Annotated in this window: 12 protein-coding genes and 4 pseudogenes; 8 read left to right on the top strand and 8 right to left on the bottom strand. The window is 59.9% G+C overall.

The window, feature by feature from the left end; translation table 11 throughout:
* Nucleotides 1-24: 24 nt before the first annotated feature.
* A complete protein-coding gene (locus tag ACVIN2_RS15565; RefSeq protein WP_456766227.1) occupies nt 25-300 on the bottom strand; it encodes a hypothetical protein in 276 nt (91 codons plus the stop codon).
* Nucleotides 301-1,033: 733 nt separating this feature from the next.
* Between ACVIN2_RS15565 and ACVIN2_RS15560 the strand changes: the two genes are divergently transcribed.
* The 4 genes from ACVIN2_RS15560 to ACVIN2_RS15545 all read left to right on the top strand — a co-directional run bounded on the left by ACVIN2_RS15560 (nt 1,034) and on the right by ACVIN2_RS15545 (nt 4,911).
* Nucleotides 1,034-2,149: an electron transfer flavoprotein subunit alpha/FixB family protein gene (locus tag ACVIN2_RS15560; protein WP_007605656.1), complete on the top strand. Its 1,116-nt coding sequence runs from the start codon at nt 1,034-1,036 to the stop codon at nt 2,147-2,149.
* Between the two features lie 11 nt (nt 2,150-2,160).
* Complete coding sequence (locus ACVIN2_RS15555; protein WP_456766226.1) at nt 2,161-3,468, top strand: FAD-binding protein; 1,308 nt, start codon at nt 2,161-2,163, stop codon at nt 3,466-3,468.
* Nucleotides 3,469-3,508: 40 nt separating this feature from the next.
* Nucleotides 3,509-3,805, top strand: a complete 297-nt coding sequence (locus ACVIN2_RS15550) for a ferredoxin family protein (RefSeq protein WP_007600062.1) — start codon at nt 3,509-3,511, stop codon at nt 3,803-3,805.
* A gap of 575 nt (nt 3,806-4,380) precedes the next feature.
* On the top strand, nt 4,381-4,911 hold the full coding sequence (locus tag ACVIN2_RS15545; RefSeq protein WP_456766225.1) for a hypothetical protein: 531 nt from the start codon (nt 4,381-4,383) through the stop codon (nt 4,909-4,911).
* Between the two features lie 824 nt (nt 4,912-5,735).
* On the opposite strand, the pseudogene ACVIN2_RS15540 reads toward ACVIN2_RS15545, so the two are convergent.
* A pseudogene (locus ACVIN2_RS15540) lies at nt 5,736-6,100 on the bottom strand (RMD1 family protein); the annotation flags it as partial.
* A 373-nt stretch (nt 6,101-6,473) separates the two neighbouring features.
* On the opposite strand from ACVIN2_RS15540, the gene ACVIN2_RS15535 reads away from it, so the two are divergent.
* Nucleotides 6,474-7,226 (top strand): energy-coupling factor ABC transporter permease, encoded by a 753-nt coding sequence (locus tag ACVIN2_RS15535; RefSeq protein ID WP_456766224.1) that lies wholly within the window; start codon nt 6,474-6,476, stop codon nt 7,224-7,226.
* A 433-nt stretch (nt 7,227-7,659) separates the two neighbouring features.
* Nucleotides 7,660-8,181 (top strand): thermonuclease family protein, encoded by a 522-nt coding sequence (locus ACVIN2_RS15530; protein ID WP_007605661.1) that lies wholly within the window; start codon nt 7,660-7,662, stop codon nt 8,179-8,181.
* Between the two features lie 671 nt (nt 8,182-8,852).
* Here ACVIN2_RS15530 and sugE read toward each other — a convergent pair.
* Together sugE and ACVIN2_RS15520 are read right to left on the bottom strand one after the other, a co-directional pair.
* The gene (gene sugE, locus ACVIN2_RS15525) at nt 8,853-9,167 is read right to left on the bottom strand and encodes a quaternary ammonium compound efflux SMR transporter SugE (RefSeq protein WP_007600067.1); all 315 of its coding nucleotides are present in this window, start codon (nt 9,165-9,167) and stop codon (nt 8,853-8,855) included.
* 91 nt (nt 9,168-9,258) lie between these two features.
* Nucleotides 9,259-10,131, bottom strand: coding sequence for an SPASM domain-containing protein (locus ACVIN2_RS15520; protein ID WP_456766223.1), 873 nt, complete (start codon nt 10,129-10,131; stop codon nt 9,259-9,261).
* A gap of 859 nt (nt 10,132-10,990) precedes the next feature.
* Here ACVIN2_RS15520 and ACVIN2_RS15515 point away from each other — a divergent pair.
* Nucleotides 10,991-11,239, top strand: coding sequence for a hypothetical protein (locus tag ACVIN2_RS15515; RefSeq protein ID WP_317245378.1), 249 nt, complete (start codon nt 10,991-10,993; stop codon nt 11,237-11,239).
* 2 nt (nt 11,240-11,241) lie between these two features.
* Here the strand turns inward: ACVIN2_RS15515 and ACVIN2_RS15510 are convergent.
* The 3 genes and pseudogenes from ACVIN2_RS15510 to ACVIN2_RS15500 all read right to left on the bottom strand — a co-directional run.
* A pseudogene (locus ACVIN2_RS15510) lies at nt 11,242-11,628 on the bottom strand (transposase); the annotation flags it as partial.
* 117 nt (nt 11,629-11,745) lie between these two features.
* Nucleotides 11,746-12,195 (bottom strand): PIN domain-containing protein, encoded by a 450-nt coding sequence (locus ACVIN2_RS15505; protein ID WP_456766222.1) that lies wholly within the window; start codon nt 12,193-12,195, stop codon nt 11,746-11,748.
* Nucleotides 12,192-12,494 (bottom strand): hypothetical protein, encoded by a 303-nt coding sequence (locus ACVIN2_RS15500; RefSeq protein ID WP_317245359.1) that lies wholly within the window; start codon nt 12,492-12,494, stop codon nt 12,192-12,194. Before ACVIN2_RS15500 ends, ACVIN2_RS15505 begins: the two co-directional genes overlap by 4 nt.
* A gap of 545 nt (nt 12,495-13,039) precedes the next feature.
* Here ACVIN2_RS15500 and ACVIN2_RS15495 point away from each other — a divergent pair.
* Nucleotides 13,040-13,234, top strand: a pseudogene (locus ACVIN2_RS15495) (recombinase family protein); the annotation flags it as partial.
* On the opposite strand, the pseudogene ACVIN2_RS15490 reads toward ACVIN2_RS15495, so the two are convergent.
* Nucleotides 13,223-14,438: pseudogene (locus ACVIN2_RS15490) on the bottom strand (tyrosine-type recombinase/integrase); the annotation flags it as partial. The pseudogenes ACVIN2_RS15495 and ACVIN2_RS15490 sit on opposite strands and share 12 nt — an antisense overlap.
* Between the last annotated feature and the right edge of the window lie 235 nt (nt 14,439-14,673).

The raw sequence follows: 14,673 nt of genomic DNA, 5'->3' as shown, positions 1-14,673 counted from the left end.
TCACCACGGCTCCTTAGGGGCCAATCACGACTCACCGCCGATATTTCCATCCTTTCGAGCTGGTACGCAGGTGTACCTATCTCCTGCAATCATGTGCCGGCAGCGGGACCGCACATGTTGCGCGGAAAACTCAGCAATGTTCAGATGAGTGTCTTCTGTCGCATTCCGGACACGGGTCAGTACGATCTCGAATGTTTCGACCTCGTGAGAGGCCGCCAATCCGACTTCGTTCTTCAGTAAGATTGTGAAATAGCGGTCAATTTTCATCGCCTCCGCAATTGGTACGACAATTGCTGTCATATGCTCAGCTAGTCTGGAGCAGCGCATGCACGTCTTGGTCCGCATCGATTGTATTTTTGACGCCGCGCAGGTTCGCGCGCGCTGCCTGCCGGCACCATAATGCGTCGCGACGCCAAAGCGAGGGTCGCATACTTGGCTGAGCTGAAAGGTGCGTTTGATTCGTGCGCCCCCGTTGGCCGATCCTTGGCCGAGGTTTCGCGGGGGGAGCCGTTGCTCAACAGCGCCGGCCGTGCGGCGCTGTTGACCGGGAGCCTTGAGCGCCGCCCCTCCTGTCCTCGCCAGGAGTTGCGGGCCTGTCGCTATGATCGGCAAGAAACAAGCGCACTCGGAGCAATGAGATCGCGCTTCCACCGGCGACGACGCGGCCGACAATCTTACCAGCCGAGCCTCTCGCAGGTCCTCAATCTGTTGCACCTCGGTTGCATCTCTAAGATGAGGAGGACCAATCGACCGGCACGCCTGACCGGCCCGGTCGGTGCCTTAGCATTGCCCGGAACCAAACCGTCCTCCCAGAATGCCGCATCCGGAACGAACCCGAAGCGCATGCTTCCGGGCTCGTCGTCAAGATCCAGCAACGGCTGTGTCGGCCCCGCGTTGCTGCCAGGCGGTGCTGTCGCGATGCCGGCCGGCATCCGGCCCGACGCTTAACTGAAAAAACTTCAACGCGAATTCCAACCTGGAGGCGGAGCATGCTGCGCTGGCGAGCCGCAACTGAAGGCAAATGGGAGTACAGATGATGAGCACCACACCGAAAAGTGCAGCTCCGGCCGCGGGTGGTGGTCGCGCGGCGACCAAGAGGGAGCTGCCCGAGCGATTTAAGCCGTATAAGCACGTCTGGGTTTTCATCGAGCAGGAACGCGGGGTCGTGCACCCCGTCTCATGGGAGCTGATGGGTGCCGGCCGCCGGCTCGCCGACAAGCTCAATGTTGACCTCGCCGCGGTTGTCATCGGCCCGGTCGGGGAGACAACGCAGCAGGCGGTCGCCGAATCGTTCTGCTACGGCGCCGACCTGGCCTATATCGTCGCGGACAATCTCTTGGCCGATTATCGCAACCAGTCCTATACCAAGGCCCTGTCAGAGCTGGTCAACACTTACAAGCCGGAAATCCTACTCCTAGGGGCAACAACACTCGGCCGTGATCTCGCCGGCTCAGTGGCGACCACACTGCTCACCGGCCTAACTGCCGACTGCACCGAGCTCGATGTCGATGCCGACGGCTCGCTTGCAGCGACCCGGCCGACGTTTGGCGGCTCACTATTGTGCACGATCTACACACTCAACTATCGTCCACAGATGGCAACCGTCCGTCCGCGCGTGATGCCGATGCCCGAGCGCGTGACAGGCGCCGTCTCGCGCGTCATCTCGCATCCGCTCGGACTTGTAGAAGAAGATATCGTCACAAAGGTCCTGTCATTCCTGCCAGACCGCGATTCTACAAAGTCCAACCTTGCCTATGCCGACGTGGTCGTCGCTGGAGGGCTCGGTCTGGGATCGCCTGAAAATTTCCAACTGGTACACCAGCTCGCGGACGTGCTTGGCGCCGAATATGGCTGCTCGCGGCCGCTGGTCCAGAAGGGTTGGGCCACCTCGGACCGACAAATCGGCCAGACCGGGAAAACCATCCGGCCAAAGCTCTATATCGCGGCCGGCATTTCCGGCGCTATCCAGCATCGCGTCGGCGTGGAGGGCGGCGACCTCATCGTTGCCATCAACACTGACAAGAATGCTCCGATCTTCGACTTCGCCCATATCGGCATCGTCACCGACGCCATTCGACTGTTGCCGGCGTTGACCTCTGCATTCCGCGCGCAGCTATCGCCGCACTCGCACGACCGCATCGCTGGCTAGGGGAGCTTGTTATGATTCAGGAAAGATTCGACGCCATCGTCGTCGGTGCTGGCATGGGCGGGAACGCGGCGGCGCTTACAATGGCCGAGCGGGGCCTGAAAGTGCTGCAGCTGGAACGCGGCGAGTATTCCGGGTCGAAGAACGTGCAAGGGGCCATCCTTTATGCCGACATGCTGGAGAAGCTGATCCCGAATTTCCGAGAAGATGCGCCGCTTGAGCGGCATCTAGTCGAGCAACGCTTCTGGATCCTGGACGAGCGTTCGCACACCGGGATTCACTATCGATCCGATGATTTCAACGAGGAGAAGCCGAACCGCTACACCATCATCCGCGCCCAGTTCGATAAATGGTTGTCGCAGAAGGTCCGCGACGCCGGCGCTACAGTGCTGTGCGAGACCACGGTGACCGAGCTCCTCCAGGATTCCTATGGCAGGGTCGTCGGGGTGCGCACAGACCGCGATGGGGGTGAAATCCATGCAGATGTTGTCGTGCTGGCCGAGGGGGTGAACGGAGTGCTCGGGACGGGCGCGGGCTTAAGGGGGCGGCCGAAACCGGACAAGGTCGCACTCGCGGTTAAGGAGATGCATTTTTTGTCACGCGAGACAATCGACGCTCGCTTCAATCTCAAAGGCGACGAGGGGCTCGTCATCGAAGCGGTCGGAACCATCTCCCGCGGCATGACCGGTATGGGCTTCATCTATTCCAATAAGGAATGCATCTCGCTCGGTATTGGCTGTCTTGTTGCCGACTTCCAGCGTACCGGCGAGACGCCTTACGGCCTGCTTGAGGGTTTCAAGCGTCATCCATCCGTCGCGCCGCTCATCGAAGGTTCGGAGGTCAAGGAATATTCCGCACACTTGATCCCCGAAGGTGGGTACAGGGCGATCCCGCAGCTTTGCGGGGAGGGCTGGGTGGTCGTCGGAGACGCCGCCCAGCTTAACAACGCGATCCATCGCGAGGGGTCCAATTTGGCGATGACGTCGGGCCGTATCGCGGCGGAAGCGATCTGCCTTATCAGATCGCGAAAAGATCCGATGACGGCCAAAAATCTTTCACTTTACAAGAAAATGCTAACTGATTCTTTCGTGATCAAGGACCTGAAGAAGTACAAGGATATGCCGGCACTCATGCATACCCACTCGCAGAACTTCTTTCTCACATATCCGCAGCTCTTCTCCAAGGCGATGCAGGATTACGTGCGCGTCGACGGCACACCAAAGCTCGAGAAAGAGAAGCTAATGCTGAGCTCGTTCATCAAGGCGCGGTCTTGGAGTGGGCTGTTTAGCGATGCCGTGCGCATTGCCCGGGCCTGGCGGTGATCCAAACCTAAGACAACGACGAACGACGGAGCCAGAAACAATGCCGAGCGAGCCATCCCAACGTGTCGAGGATAAACTATTCTACAACCGTTATCTTGTCGATTCCGGCCGTGCCCATATCAAGGTGCGTCCGCACACCACGCCATCCTCGCGGCTCTTGTCGATGTTGAAGGCCTGCCCTGCACGGTGCTACGAGCTCAGCGATAAAGGTCATGTTGAGGTGACAGTCGACGGGTGTATCGAATGCGGCACCTGCAGGGTGATCTGCGAAGAAAGTGGTGATATCGAGTGGAGTTACCCACGCGGCGGTTACGGTGTCCTATTTAAGTTCGGTTAAAACTTCGGGTGAGGGCCCTGCCACGGCGGCTGCGTCGTTCTCGCGATCCAACGAGATCACGCGTGAAATCGGGGTTAACCCGGGCACGTTCAACCGGTGTCCCAATCTTTCCGTTTACCCGGCGGGCCCTTACATGGTGGACAAACCCAGTTTCCCGTTTCCGCTATAATATTCCCGAAGATAGCCAAAGCGAGCGGATCCGAAGCAAGGGTGCAAACGCAACGTCGTCCGTCTCGGATCTGGTCCACGGTCTGGTTGTCGTCCGGAATATCTGGCCGGTTTCGTCCTCCCTGGAAGGTTGGCGGTAATCCGCCCGCCGCCACCACCTGGCTGCCTATCACCTACTGACGGAATGTTGGAAGCAGGCCTTCGCTCGGCCGTAGCCACCGACCCGACAACATGCCATCCCGTGCCTTGTGGACTAAAAAAGCACGAGCGCATCACGAAAATGGCGCATTCTGAGTCCTTCGCGCGACCGCCGGTTCGGCGTTCGTCAGGCGGACTGCGCGCATGCACCACACAACTTTGCACTTTAATTCCGCTGTATTGCCGGGATATATCGTCCGCCGGAGAGCATGACGATGGTTCGGGTGCAAAAGAGCAGGGCAGCCGCTAACGCGCGGCGAGCAGATGCAGGGCGTGAGAGTTCGGTTGGCGACATCCAGGCTCGCATAGTCGAACTGAGAAGCTTGCCGCGCGACAAGCTCGCGGATGCGGCGTTTATGCTCTCGATGAATGCACGAAGCCAGCGCCAGTTGATACGAGAGGCAATCGAGAAGCGCGCCGCGGTCGAGTTGGACTTTGATCCGCCGGCGAAAGGGGATTTGGCGACCTATCTCGCCAATGATGTGGTCTCGACCTTACGCGACCACGTTGCTGAACTTCCGAGCTTGCTGGACCTCTTGGTTCAGCGAGCGCCTGACGTGGGTTTCACCGTCCATCGGGAGGAGGCCGTTTCGCTGCTCGCCGCAATCGTTCGCGAACAGCGGCTCGAAGGAGTCCTTGAAGGCCTCAGGCTCGCCGGCCTTCTGAACGAGCCAGCTAAGCATCGCCATGGCGGGTTCAGTTCAGAAGTGGATTTGGGGGAAGTTGCCGCCCGCACGTGAGTGGCGAGGGCGCTTTGAGGACAATCCCTGCAGATGGAATGTCTACAGGCAACAGGGACGTCGGATATCTCGGCGCCTGCATGCGAGGTCAAAACCGCTTGAAATTCGCGGCGCAGTTCCTTGTCGTCCGGTTATCGCTGACGCGGAGTTGCCATGCACGCTCATTGCAGTCCCGAGCGCGTATAGCTCGGCGACCGTCGCGTTAGTGAACCCGAGGACCGCGGTTCGGAGCTTTCATGTTCAGTTGTAACCCGCGCGGTGCGCTGCGCTCATCGATCCTGGAGCCTTTCGCTAACAGCCAAGCAAGGGAAATCACCGAAGGTGACGTCGACCGAGCCGCGGCGATGTGTCAAAGCGGCGAAAGGCCTTCGCTCATAGCGAGGCGCTCTGGTGAAATCGGCCGTCCTTGTTCCGGTCGTCACTGGCCGCGCGCTGGCGGACGACGAGGAAGGCCAGGCAAGTATTCCGCGAGCTACTCGGCAACAGTGGATAAGCTCAGTTGCGGTCCGCCGCAACCTGACAAAGGGTCTTCTCGGGTCACGCTGGATCGTCGGGGTGAACGCTCTGCCGCGCGTCTGCCATACACGCATCATCGTTGATCGATGTCCGGAGAACTGCGCCGGAAGTCGCCTAGCCTATTTGCTCGGTCGCAAGCCGCACAGGGATTTCGTCGAACCTCGCGTGCACGAGCACGGCGAAGGCTTGGCCAAAACACGCCGCCGCGTGCGCCGAACAGCGTGTTCCGCGCAACTACCGGGCCTGATACGTTAGTAGGCCCGCTCAGACGCCAGGAAAGCGCCTCGCGTGCTGTGACCAGCCGCACTTCACTGAGCTGCTGCAATAGTCTGACCGCATCCGATCGCAACTTCCATCGCGATCAGCACGACTATAACCCTCCAGACGCAGCGAGCGCCGTGTCTCGATGATGCCCGTCGGCGCGTGGCCGTTCCGGAGATGGCCCGCAGTTTGCGCTGGAGCATCTCAAGCCGCTCCTTCAATTCGTATCCGTCTTTCAGGCGCGAATAGAGCCGCTCCAGCGCCGGCTTGCCCCAGAGTGCGTCGGGCTTCTCGGCAATGGCTGCGCGGCCCGCCACACGCTGCTGGACCAGGAGCGCATCGCCGATCAGCTGGAGAATGCTCTTGGGTCCTCGCGCGGTCGGCCGCGCTCGGCTAGTTCGCGTGCAAAGGGTGTCTTCGCGCCGGCGGCCGCAGGATTTCCGATTCAAGGAGGGAGGTAGAACGATTGTTCGAAACGGCACAGGTTGAGCAAAGACGGGGCACCCATGTGTGTCCAATTTCATCCAGAGTATGTCAGCTAACTCACACGGCGAGCCTTGCGGGGACGGAACGTTTCAATGCGCAATCAGAGGCTTAAGCGCGGTGGCGGGGGTGGCATAGCTGTTGCTATCGAAGTCCCGCAGACCGAGCGGAGGCTATGTGCACACCCGGTCCGACATGGCGGAAGCAGGACGTTAGCGGTCGACCCAGGTGCGGAAACTGAAATGCCGTTTCGAGCGGTCTCCACACAAGGCCCGAGTAAAAAGGCAAGAGGGACCTGGACCATGCATATCGAACCGGGAATAGTAACAGGCGCCAAGCTTGTGTTGAGCTACGCCATAGGCCTTGCGACGTGCTGCGTCGCCGCCGAGCTTCTGGTCGAGGCTATGCGCGAGCGGGGCGCTCTGTCATTTGCCCTGCAAGCCATCGCCGCGACGCTTGTGTTCATGTTCTTCGAGATCCTGCCGCACTTTGCGGTTGGCGTCTCCGAGGTGCGCTTCGTCCCCGGCTCGATGCTGTTTCTGTTGTTCGGCGCGGCGGCGGCTGCGTTTGGTCTTGCGCTCGGCCTGTCGCTGGAAAACATACTCTTTGTTCCGGCCGACCTGCCGCAATTTGGTATGAATGCCACGACGCTTCTGGTGCCGTTGTTTGCGATGCAGGCGCTCGCCACTCGGCTCATCCCGTCCAACACCGCGCATCGCGATCTGCAGTACAGCAAGGCGCTTGCTCTCTCGACGGCGTATCAGTCTGGTATCGTTGTCTGCGTCACGTTTTGGGCCCTCTACGGCGCGGGCTTCGGCGCCGCCAATCTCTATAACATCGCATGGTTCGGGGTTTCCTACGCACTTGTGTCCCTGGTCCAGCTAGAGGTTGAGATGGCTGTGCTGGCGCTCGCGAAACAAGTTGGGCGGCGTGACTGCGGGCGGAGTTGTCGCCAACCGCCTGTAGAAGGCATGTTGCCGTTGATAACAACGATGGCCGTCGGAGCGCCCGTTTTGCTCAAGCGATGCATACGCTTTCCCTTACAGTTGCCGTGAGCAGCGACCGCGGACGGCGCGTGCTTGCTGCTATCGGTGCCAGAAAGGCGGCCGAGCTTATGCTCATTTCGGACAAGGCCACCGGGAAATCTTATCACGCCGACTTGCGGCCGGCCGTCTGCGCCTGCCTCGTCGCTAATCAGCGGACGCGCACGACGGAGTTCGTCCTGCCGGTGCGCGATGCAGCCGAGGCGGACTGCCGCAATGACGTGGAGCACGGGCCCGATTCGCTCAGCGCAGCAGCCGGGTCGCACAGCATCGCGGGCGAGGTTGGAGGTGAGGGGAGGGGTGCGCTGCTGATTCAGGAGGAATCATCTGTCGAGCGATCTTACCTACGGAACATTAGCACTGCTGCGATCGAGCGCCTTTGGCCACTTGGCAGCGCTCTGCTGCGCTCGTCGGGAATGGTTGCGGTCCGACAAAGAAAATCGCCATGCCAGGCTTGATCGTGGTGTTGACCATGCTCGCACTGTTCAGCATCGTCCTGGCCGGCGGGCTGACGGGGCCGGCAAAGGTCATCAGCACCGACACCCTTGAAATCAACAGAACACGCGTTCGACTCTGGGGCATTGACGCGCCGGATGAGACCCAAATGTGCCGAGATATCAAGGGCAATCCATATCAATGTGGCCTCAGGGCCGCGCGCGATCTTGAAAGCTTCGTTGAAGATCGCGAAGTCAGTTGCGTGCCAGTCCTGGAGGATGAGTGTGGACGGACGATAGCGACCTGTTCAGCTGGTGGCACCGATATTGGAGAATGGTTGGTGCGCAACGGTCTCGTGCTCGATTGGAAGCAATACTCCAGGGGACGATACTATGCTGCGCAACGCGCGGCCGATCGTGCCGGGCTGGGCTTATGGGCGGGCAGCTTTGCCGTACCTTGGTTATATCGAGCCTGCATTCGGTTGGGTGGTCGACCAGCCAGCTGTTCTGACGACGCGAACGCACATCCTTGATGGCTACCCCTACACCAGAATACGCGGTTGCTCCGCGTGAGGTGACAGTCACGGGCGAGCTGGCTCGATCGGGAGTGAGTCAAGCTCACCACTGCCGCCCAACCATGCTCAACGAGTAGGATGGTCTCGTACTCTTGGGCGGGATGGTCGGAAGCAGTTCGGAGCAAATGAAGACGCTCTGCCGATCATATCGTTCTGTGATGCATCTTCTCCCCTGCCGCTCCGTAGGGCAGACATCGTATGACTCGGGCAAGCGAACTTTCTTAGCCTGCGCCCCGGAGCATCAGCGGCATACCTGGGATCCATTACTGTTCTATTCGTATTCGCGAGTTCGGTGGCGAATTGTTCGTGCCGCTCCGCGTGGTACATCGGGTCAGACGCCATGGCCGTGGGCACGCCGGTTGCCGACGGGCGTATCGTCCTCACCATGGGCGTTCGCGTTGCGACACTGAGGCTAGCGGTCAACGGGTCTCGGCCCAGAGGGCCTGCATCGGCATCTGGTTCACGGCGACTTTCTTCGGCCACAGTATCACCGGGGCCGTTGTCGGCGCAGCGCCCTCGGCGGTGCGCTGGAACGCGCCCAGCTCAATTGTCCATGCCGGACAATCACGGCGGCAAGTCTCCGATCCTTGCGGCGTTGACCTAGTGGGTCAATGCTTTCGACGTTTTCGTCAGGACACTAGCTTCAGCCCGACAATGCCGGCCACGATCAGTCCGATGCTGGCAAAGCGAAACGCGGCGGCCGGCTCCCCGAACAGGATGATGCCGAGCGCCGCGGTGCCGACCGCGCCGATGCCGGTCCAGACCGCATAGGCAGTTCCAATGGGCAGCGTCTTCAGAGCGAGGCCGAGCAGGATCACGCTGCCAGCCATGGCCACGAGCGTGAGCACGGACGGAACGAGCTTGGTAAAGCCCTCGGTGTATTTGAGGCCAATTGCCCAGGCGACTTCCAGGAGGCCGGCGACCAACAAAATGCTCCAGGCCATGCCGACCTCCGTTGATGGCGGGGTCGTCCCCGCGGCTGATGTGATGATGAGCGGCAAGGCCGTCCTCGCCTGGGCTCCCGATTCGTTTCGATCAGTCAGGGTCAACTGCTCTCAAGGATGAGCATTCCGACCTCAGTGGCTCGGCGAATTCACATGTTCGACAAAGCAGAAGACCGTCCGCGCCGTTCATGCGACTGGCAATCTTGCCAAATGTCGCCCCTTCGAAGAGATCCTTGTGTCTGTCGCGGAGAAGGTTGCCCAGAACGTGCCGTCGCTCAAAATCCATGCAGCAGAAAGTAACGTCGCCGTTTGGGAGAAGAACATTCCGATATTGCCGTTCGTCAGGACATGTCAGCGCTCCAACGATTGGCTGTCTTGCTTCAACCATCCTAAGCTCGCCGCTCGCAGGCCTGCTGCGCGGGGGACGCGAGCGAACGAGCGCTTCGTCAGGTATTATGTCGACTAGTTCGGGATGCACCTCGCCCATGACTATGAAGAGCAGTGACGAAATGCCGGCATCAACAAGTTGACGCATCAAATCGACATAGTTGCGCCTGACGAGACCACTGTCCATATGCGTGCCGTCGTCAAAAACGTGCACCAGGAAACCGCGGAACTGCAACGCACGCAGGCGTCTTAGATCCCGCCCATTCATTCCTACGAGGGTTGTGAAAATCCGGATTCCATGGCCACACGCGTAGGCATGCTCAACCATTTCGGTGCAAGCCGGATTGAGCCAAGGCTCCGAATACCCGGAAAAGCTGATGTCCACAGTTGCTGGTACGCGCGCCAGGCATCGCTTGAAATCTTGCAAAGAAAGATGCTTCACGTCGGATATAGCTCTTTGCCGTTCGGCGAACTTGTCCTGCGGGCAATAAGAACATCCGACGACACAGCCCGTTGTCGTGGTTACCTCCAAGACCCTGCCGCCAGTAATTGCAGAGCGCAGCTCCTGTGCAGTCATCGATTGTATATTATCCACGTCCGCGCTCCGCCATTGGGAACAAAGAGATCTTGAGGGGGCACCCTCGCATTGCATCCCTCATGTCGGTTCGCTCATGCATCATCCTCGGTTCGTCGCCCATCACCGCAACACTTCACGGTCGCAAGCCGCGGCCGCGATAGATGAAGACAGCGCCGACGGCTCACTCACCCTAGCGCCCCCAGTCCAGCAGGATCCGGTGGCTGCCGAGTGCACATGCATCGACGGCATCGATCTAACCTCTCGCTTGTTCCAACAAGCATCACTCATGCCATTGCCGGTATTGTCCATAAGCCGACACATCCGCGATAACTGTCTTCGCAATGGCACAACGGAGGCGCAACTGCGATCGAAAGCGTACAATATGACGCTATGTACGATTTAAGCTCTCTCGAAATGAGTTGAATCGCAGCCTTCCTATGAAATGTGAGGCCGTTGCCGCCGCCCCAAGGGCCAAGTCATCATCATCGACGTGCATCGGGATCGGCCGCGCGAAGTGCCGACTGGGAATGCACTTTGCCGCAGTCAACAGTGCGAATTCTTTACCACCACTTCATGCACCAAGTCGTGAATCTCAATAGTTGGAAACGCTATACGAGGGAACGGCGTCGTCATGCTCTTTGTATGCTCGGGAGGGCGGCTGGATAAATATCCGGGCGCCAGGGCTACGGTCGGACTTGCGAGGCGTCTTCTCGATGATGGGTCCAGAACAGGAGTGGGGCCGCGCTGGCCTTGCGTACGAATGTTCCGCCCTACGGGCTTCCGACTTTTCTAAACCGCTGGAGCAAGTCGGCGGCGCTAGTAGGGCACGGGCGACTTCACCTATATCTACGGTATCGCGATGAGCAGTTTCACGGTGGGCTCGGGCGCGGTTCGCTCATCGTCTTTCACGGGGGATCAGTTCACCGACAACCTCATTGCGGTGTTCATCGGACAAAACTCGAGTGGCACGCGCAATTTCGCTTCGACTCCGAGCATCCTGCCGACCTTGATGCGCTTCTCGCTCGGTGTCGCGTACAACGACATCCTCAACCGACTTCGATATCCTTGGCTTCGCTTAAAGGCCTCTTTGTCTCGCCCAGTCGCTTGAAGTCAGGTTGAGCTGGTCCCGGTTGTCTGAACAGAATCTGCGCATCGATAAGTGGAGCGCGTCTGCCGGGGGTATGCTGCCAGGCGGAGCGGCAGCGAGGTGAAGTAGGCTTGATCGGGCGTGCTGCCGTCAAGACTCGAATGGGGACGTCTACTGTTATAAAAGTCGAGATATCGGCCGATCGAATTGCGCGCCTCGTTGACGCTATCATAGGCCCGTAGGTACACCTCCTCGTATTTGAGGCTGCGCCATGGCCGCTCGACGAACACGTTGTCCCGCCATGCGCCCTTGCCGTCCATGCTGATCGCGATGCCGTTGTCGGCGAGCACGCCGGTAAAAGCCTGTCCGGTGAACTGGGAGCCCTGATCCGTATTGAAGATGTCCGGCTTGGCCGAACCAAGCAAGATCAGTCCAGCCGTCGCAAAGGTGGTAGGCGAACACAAGGCGCTCGAACTCGCTGCCGCCGAAATCCTTGAAATGAATCGGCCGGACCGTTCGAGCTATCGTCACCTGCCTGCCTCCTGGCTTCCAAAGCTACGGAGCGGGTTGATGATTTGAACGCCCTCGAAGTCCTTTTCATTGTCGGTCACGACAACGCAGTCGTTAGCTTCGGCTACGGCGGCAATGATTGTGTCTAGGACGCTTCGCGAACGGCCTTTGGCTTTGCCATTGACCATCAGCCGCGCCCAGACGAGGCCAGCTTTCTCGTCGAACGATAGGACGCGGCCGGCGAACAGGGCTTGCGGGCCTTCGGGGCCGGCGAACCAAGTTTCAAGGCTGCTCCGCTTCTTGCCCTTCGGCTTCTCCAAGATACCTCGACAGATTTCGGCGACGGTAAGCGAAGCAATGAAGAGGTCGTTGTCCTTCTGCGCGCCCATCCAAGCCAGCAGCGAGCCCGACGGCTCCGGCTTTATGACGTTGCTGATGATATTTGTGTCAAGGAGATAGCGGGTCACAGATCGACCTTACGTCCCTCTTCTCGCGGCCGGCCGAGGTCGAGATCCGCGCCAACCAGAGGTGAGCGACGCAAAGCGGCGAGAATGCCGCCCGCTTTCGCAGGCTCGCCCGCCACTGCCTGCTGTATGGTGCGGCGAAGCTGCCCGGCTTCCGGACCTTCCTCCGTCAATTTCCGGGCAAGGGATCGGAGTAGATCGCGGTCGGCGTCGAGCGCCTGGATCTCGAACCGCGCGATGCCGCGCTCAGTCAGACGAGACCGATAATTCTCGAGGGCTCTCTTCTGCGCACTGTTGCTCATCGCCTGCCTCCGTGCTATATCCAGATATATAGCCACGTTTTCCTTGGAGTGCAAGGCTGGTGGAACTGTCGGTGCCGGCAAATGAAGACGGCCTCTCCAAGGTGCTGGGGAGTGCCATCATAGCAAGACGCCCCCCTTTCAAGGGAGGCGATCACAAAATATGATCGCTACGACGGACGGTCGACCCGTGCCTCGCCGCTACGCTGCCACCCTCCAGCATTCGCTCCGTTTCCATTCAAGTCATTGATTTACAACATCTTTCTATCTTGCCAACGCGCTATCAGTTGGCATCATTGTCACGAAGCGGAGTGTTCCGCACGAGGACAAGGACGCGATCGTGGCGCGACCGAGACGTACAACAGCCGAAAAGCTTCGTGTGGTCGCCGATGCGTCCCACGAACCGCCTGTGCTTGCGTCATCGAAGCCCGATCCACGCCTCGGCCAATCTGGTCCGACTGCTGGCGCCACAGGCCGCGCGGGACTTCGTTCAAGCCGAAGCAGACAGCCGGACGCGAGACCGCCTCTCGGAGTAAGGAGGTCGCCTCATGAAGGTCGCGCGCTATGCCCGCTACTCATCGGACAATCAACGAGACGCCTCGATGGAGGATCAGTTGCGGCTCTGCCGCCTGCATGCCGAGAAACAAGGCTGGACTGTCGTTGACAGCTGTACCGACCGGGCGATCTCCGGCGCGTCGCTCTTGCGCCCCGGTATTCAAGAGCTGATCAGTGACCAGCTGCGCAATGTAGTCGTGAGCCGCTTCGAACGCCATCTTGCGGATGATCCACTGTCCGTCATGATTGTAGACCTGATCGATTCCGCTTGGTTTTTGCCCAACACACAGCCGCTGAATTTCGTTGTCGTAGCCACAGCGTGACATGATGGTGCGCAAGCTGCGCCTTAGGTCATGCATGGTGAACTTGGCGACGCTCGCTTCCTTTAAGGCGGTCGACCATCTTGGTGAACCCGGACATCTGGCCGCCGGTCTTTGGTGACGGGAAGACATAGTCCGAGGTTGCCCGCTGGAAATGTTTCGCGGCCGTGAGCACCTCGTCAACCAGGTGAGTGCGCGGCACATCGTGGTGCAGCCCCATCTTTGTCCATGCCGCATCGAACGTGATACGGCCATCCATGATGTGCTTTCGCCACTCGATCATGGTTGGCTCGCTACGGCGCGGACCACCGAGCAGGCACATGCGTGCCAGGAGACCGAAAGCCCCGAGCTTGCCGGATGCATCCCAGACCGTGATGATTTCCTCATCGGTCAGCGCGCGACCCTTCGTTCGGCGTCCGACCCTTTGCGCGCGCGGTTCCTTGGGAGCGCGATAGCCAGCGAGTACGTTGTGCTCGACATAGCCCTCACCGACGCTCCATTCGAGGAAGGTATGCACGTGCTTGCGCAAGTCCCTAGCTGCACCGCGCTTGCCGGTCTTGGCAATCTTGTCGACCGCAGCCATGACCTGGCGTCGCGTCAGGTCCGCCACGCCGCTCTCGGCGTGATCCTTGAGCCCGCGCCGCAGCGCCGACATTGCCGGCTTCCAGTTGACGACCTGACGTTCGGTCAAGGACGTCTGGTAGGGGCCATCTTCAGCAATGAGGGTCGCGAGCGTGGTGCGCTGCTTCTCGGCTGCCTGTCGCCGCCTCGCCTCGCGCTTGACGTCGTTTGGGTCCAAGCCCTTGACGACCTCGCCTGCGGCGATGGTGGCGGCCTTGCGCGCGGCCTTCTCATTATATTTGGGCCATGCGCCGAGGGTCTTACGCTGGGTCCCCCTCACCCCCGGCTTGGTGAAGAGGTAGACCCAGGTCCGGCCGCCGGTGGCGCGCATCCGCAAAGCGAGGCCGGGCAGCTTGTCGTCGTGGAGATAGTGCTGCGCCTTACCTGGCGGCAGCGTTGCGTTGCGGATCACCGCATCGGTAAGTGTCAGCTGGTTAGCCGGCTCCGTCATGCTTCCTTCCCTCTCTCTGTGCCGGTGTGCCACGCAAGAAGGGCGATCAGCCCTCGATCTCAACTATGGCTGGAATTGGTTAGCTAGGGTCTACGGATTGTGGTTCTTGCTGGGGATGCCTACGATCTTATTGCCTCAGACCGATCACGGTTCGGGGCCGAGGCCATGGGCAGCAAGGAAGAAAAGACTTAAATTGAGGCATTTGGATCGCCAGGTAGTAGGAAAATGCCGCGCG

It is taken from the genome of Bradyrhizobium sp. USDA 3650, assembly GCF_054057395.1.
This window is presented reverse-complemented; position numbering and strand designations above follow the sequence as displayed.

Excerpts from the sequence above, each read along its gene's own strand:
- ACVIN2_RS15565 (WP_456766227.1), bottom strand. The coding sequence starts at position 300 with ATGACAGCAATTGTCGTACCAATTGCGGAGGCGATGAAAATTGACCGC.
- ACVIN2_RS15560 (WP_007605656.1), top strand. The coding sequence starts at position 1,034 with ATGATGAGCACCACACCGAAAAGTGCAGCTCCGGCCGCGGGTGGTGGT.
- ACVIN2_RS15555 (WP_456766226.1), top strand. The coding sequence starts at position 2,161 with ATGATTCAGGAAAGATTCGACGCCATCGTCGTCGGTGCTGGCATGGGC.
- ACVIN2_RS15550 (WP_007600062.1), top strand. The coding sequence starts at position 3,509 with ATGCCGAGCGAGCCATCCCAACGTGTCGAGGATAAACTATTCTACAAC.
- ACVIN2_RS15545 (WP_456766225.1), top strand. The coding sequence starts at position 4,381 with ATGACGATGGTTCGGGTGCAAAAGAGCAGGGCAGCCGCTAACGCGCGG.
- ACVIN2_RS15535 (WP_456766224.1), top strand. The coding sequence starts at position 6,474 with ATGCATATCGAACCGGGAATAGTAACAGGCGCCAAGCTTGTGTTGAGC.
- ACVIN2_RS15530 (WP_007605661.1), top strand. The coding sequence starts at position 7,660 with ATGCCAGGCTTGATCGTGGTGTTGACCATGCTCGCACTGTTCAGCATC.
- sugE (WP_007600067.1), bottom strand. The coding sequence starts at position 9,167 with ATGGCCTGGAGCATTTTGTTGGTCGCCGGCCTCCTGGAAGTCGCCTGG.
- ACVIN2_RS15520 (WP_456766223.1), bottom strand. The coding sequence starts at position 10,131 with ATGACTGCACAGGAGCTGCGCTCTGCAATTACTGGCGGCAGGGTCTTG.
- ACVIN2_RS15515 (WP_317245378.1), top strand. The coding sequence starts at position 10,991 with ATGAGCAGTTTCACGGTGGGCTCGGGCGCGGTTCGCTCATCGTCTTTC.
- ACVIN2_RS15500 (WP_317245359.1), bottom strand. The coding sequence starts at position 12,494 with ATGAGCAACAGTGCGCAGAAGAGAGCCCTCGAGAATTATCGGTCTCGT.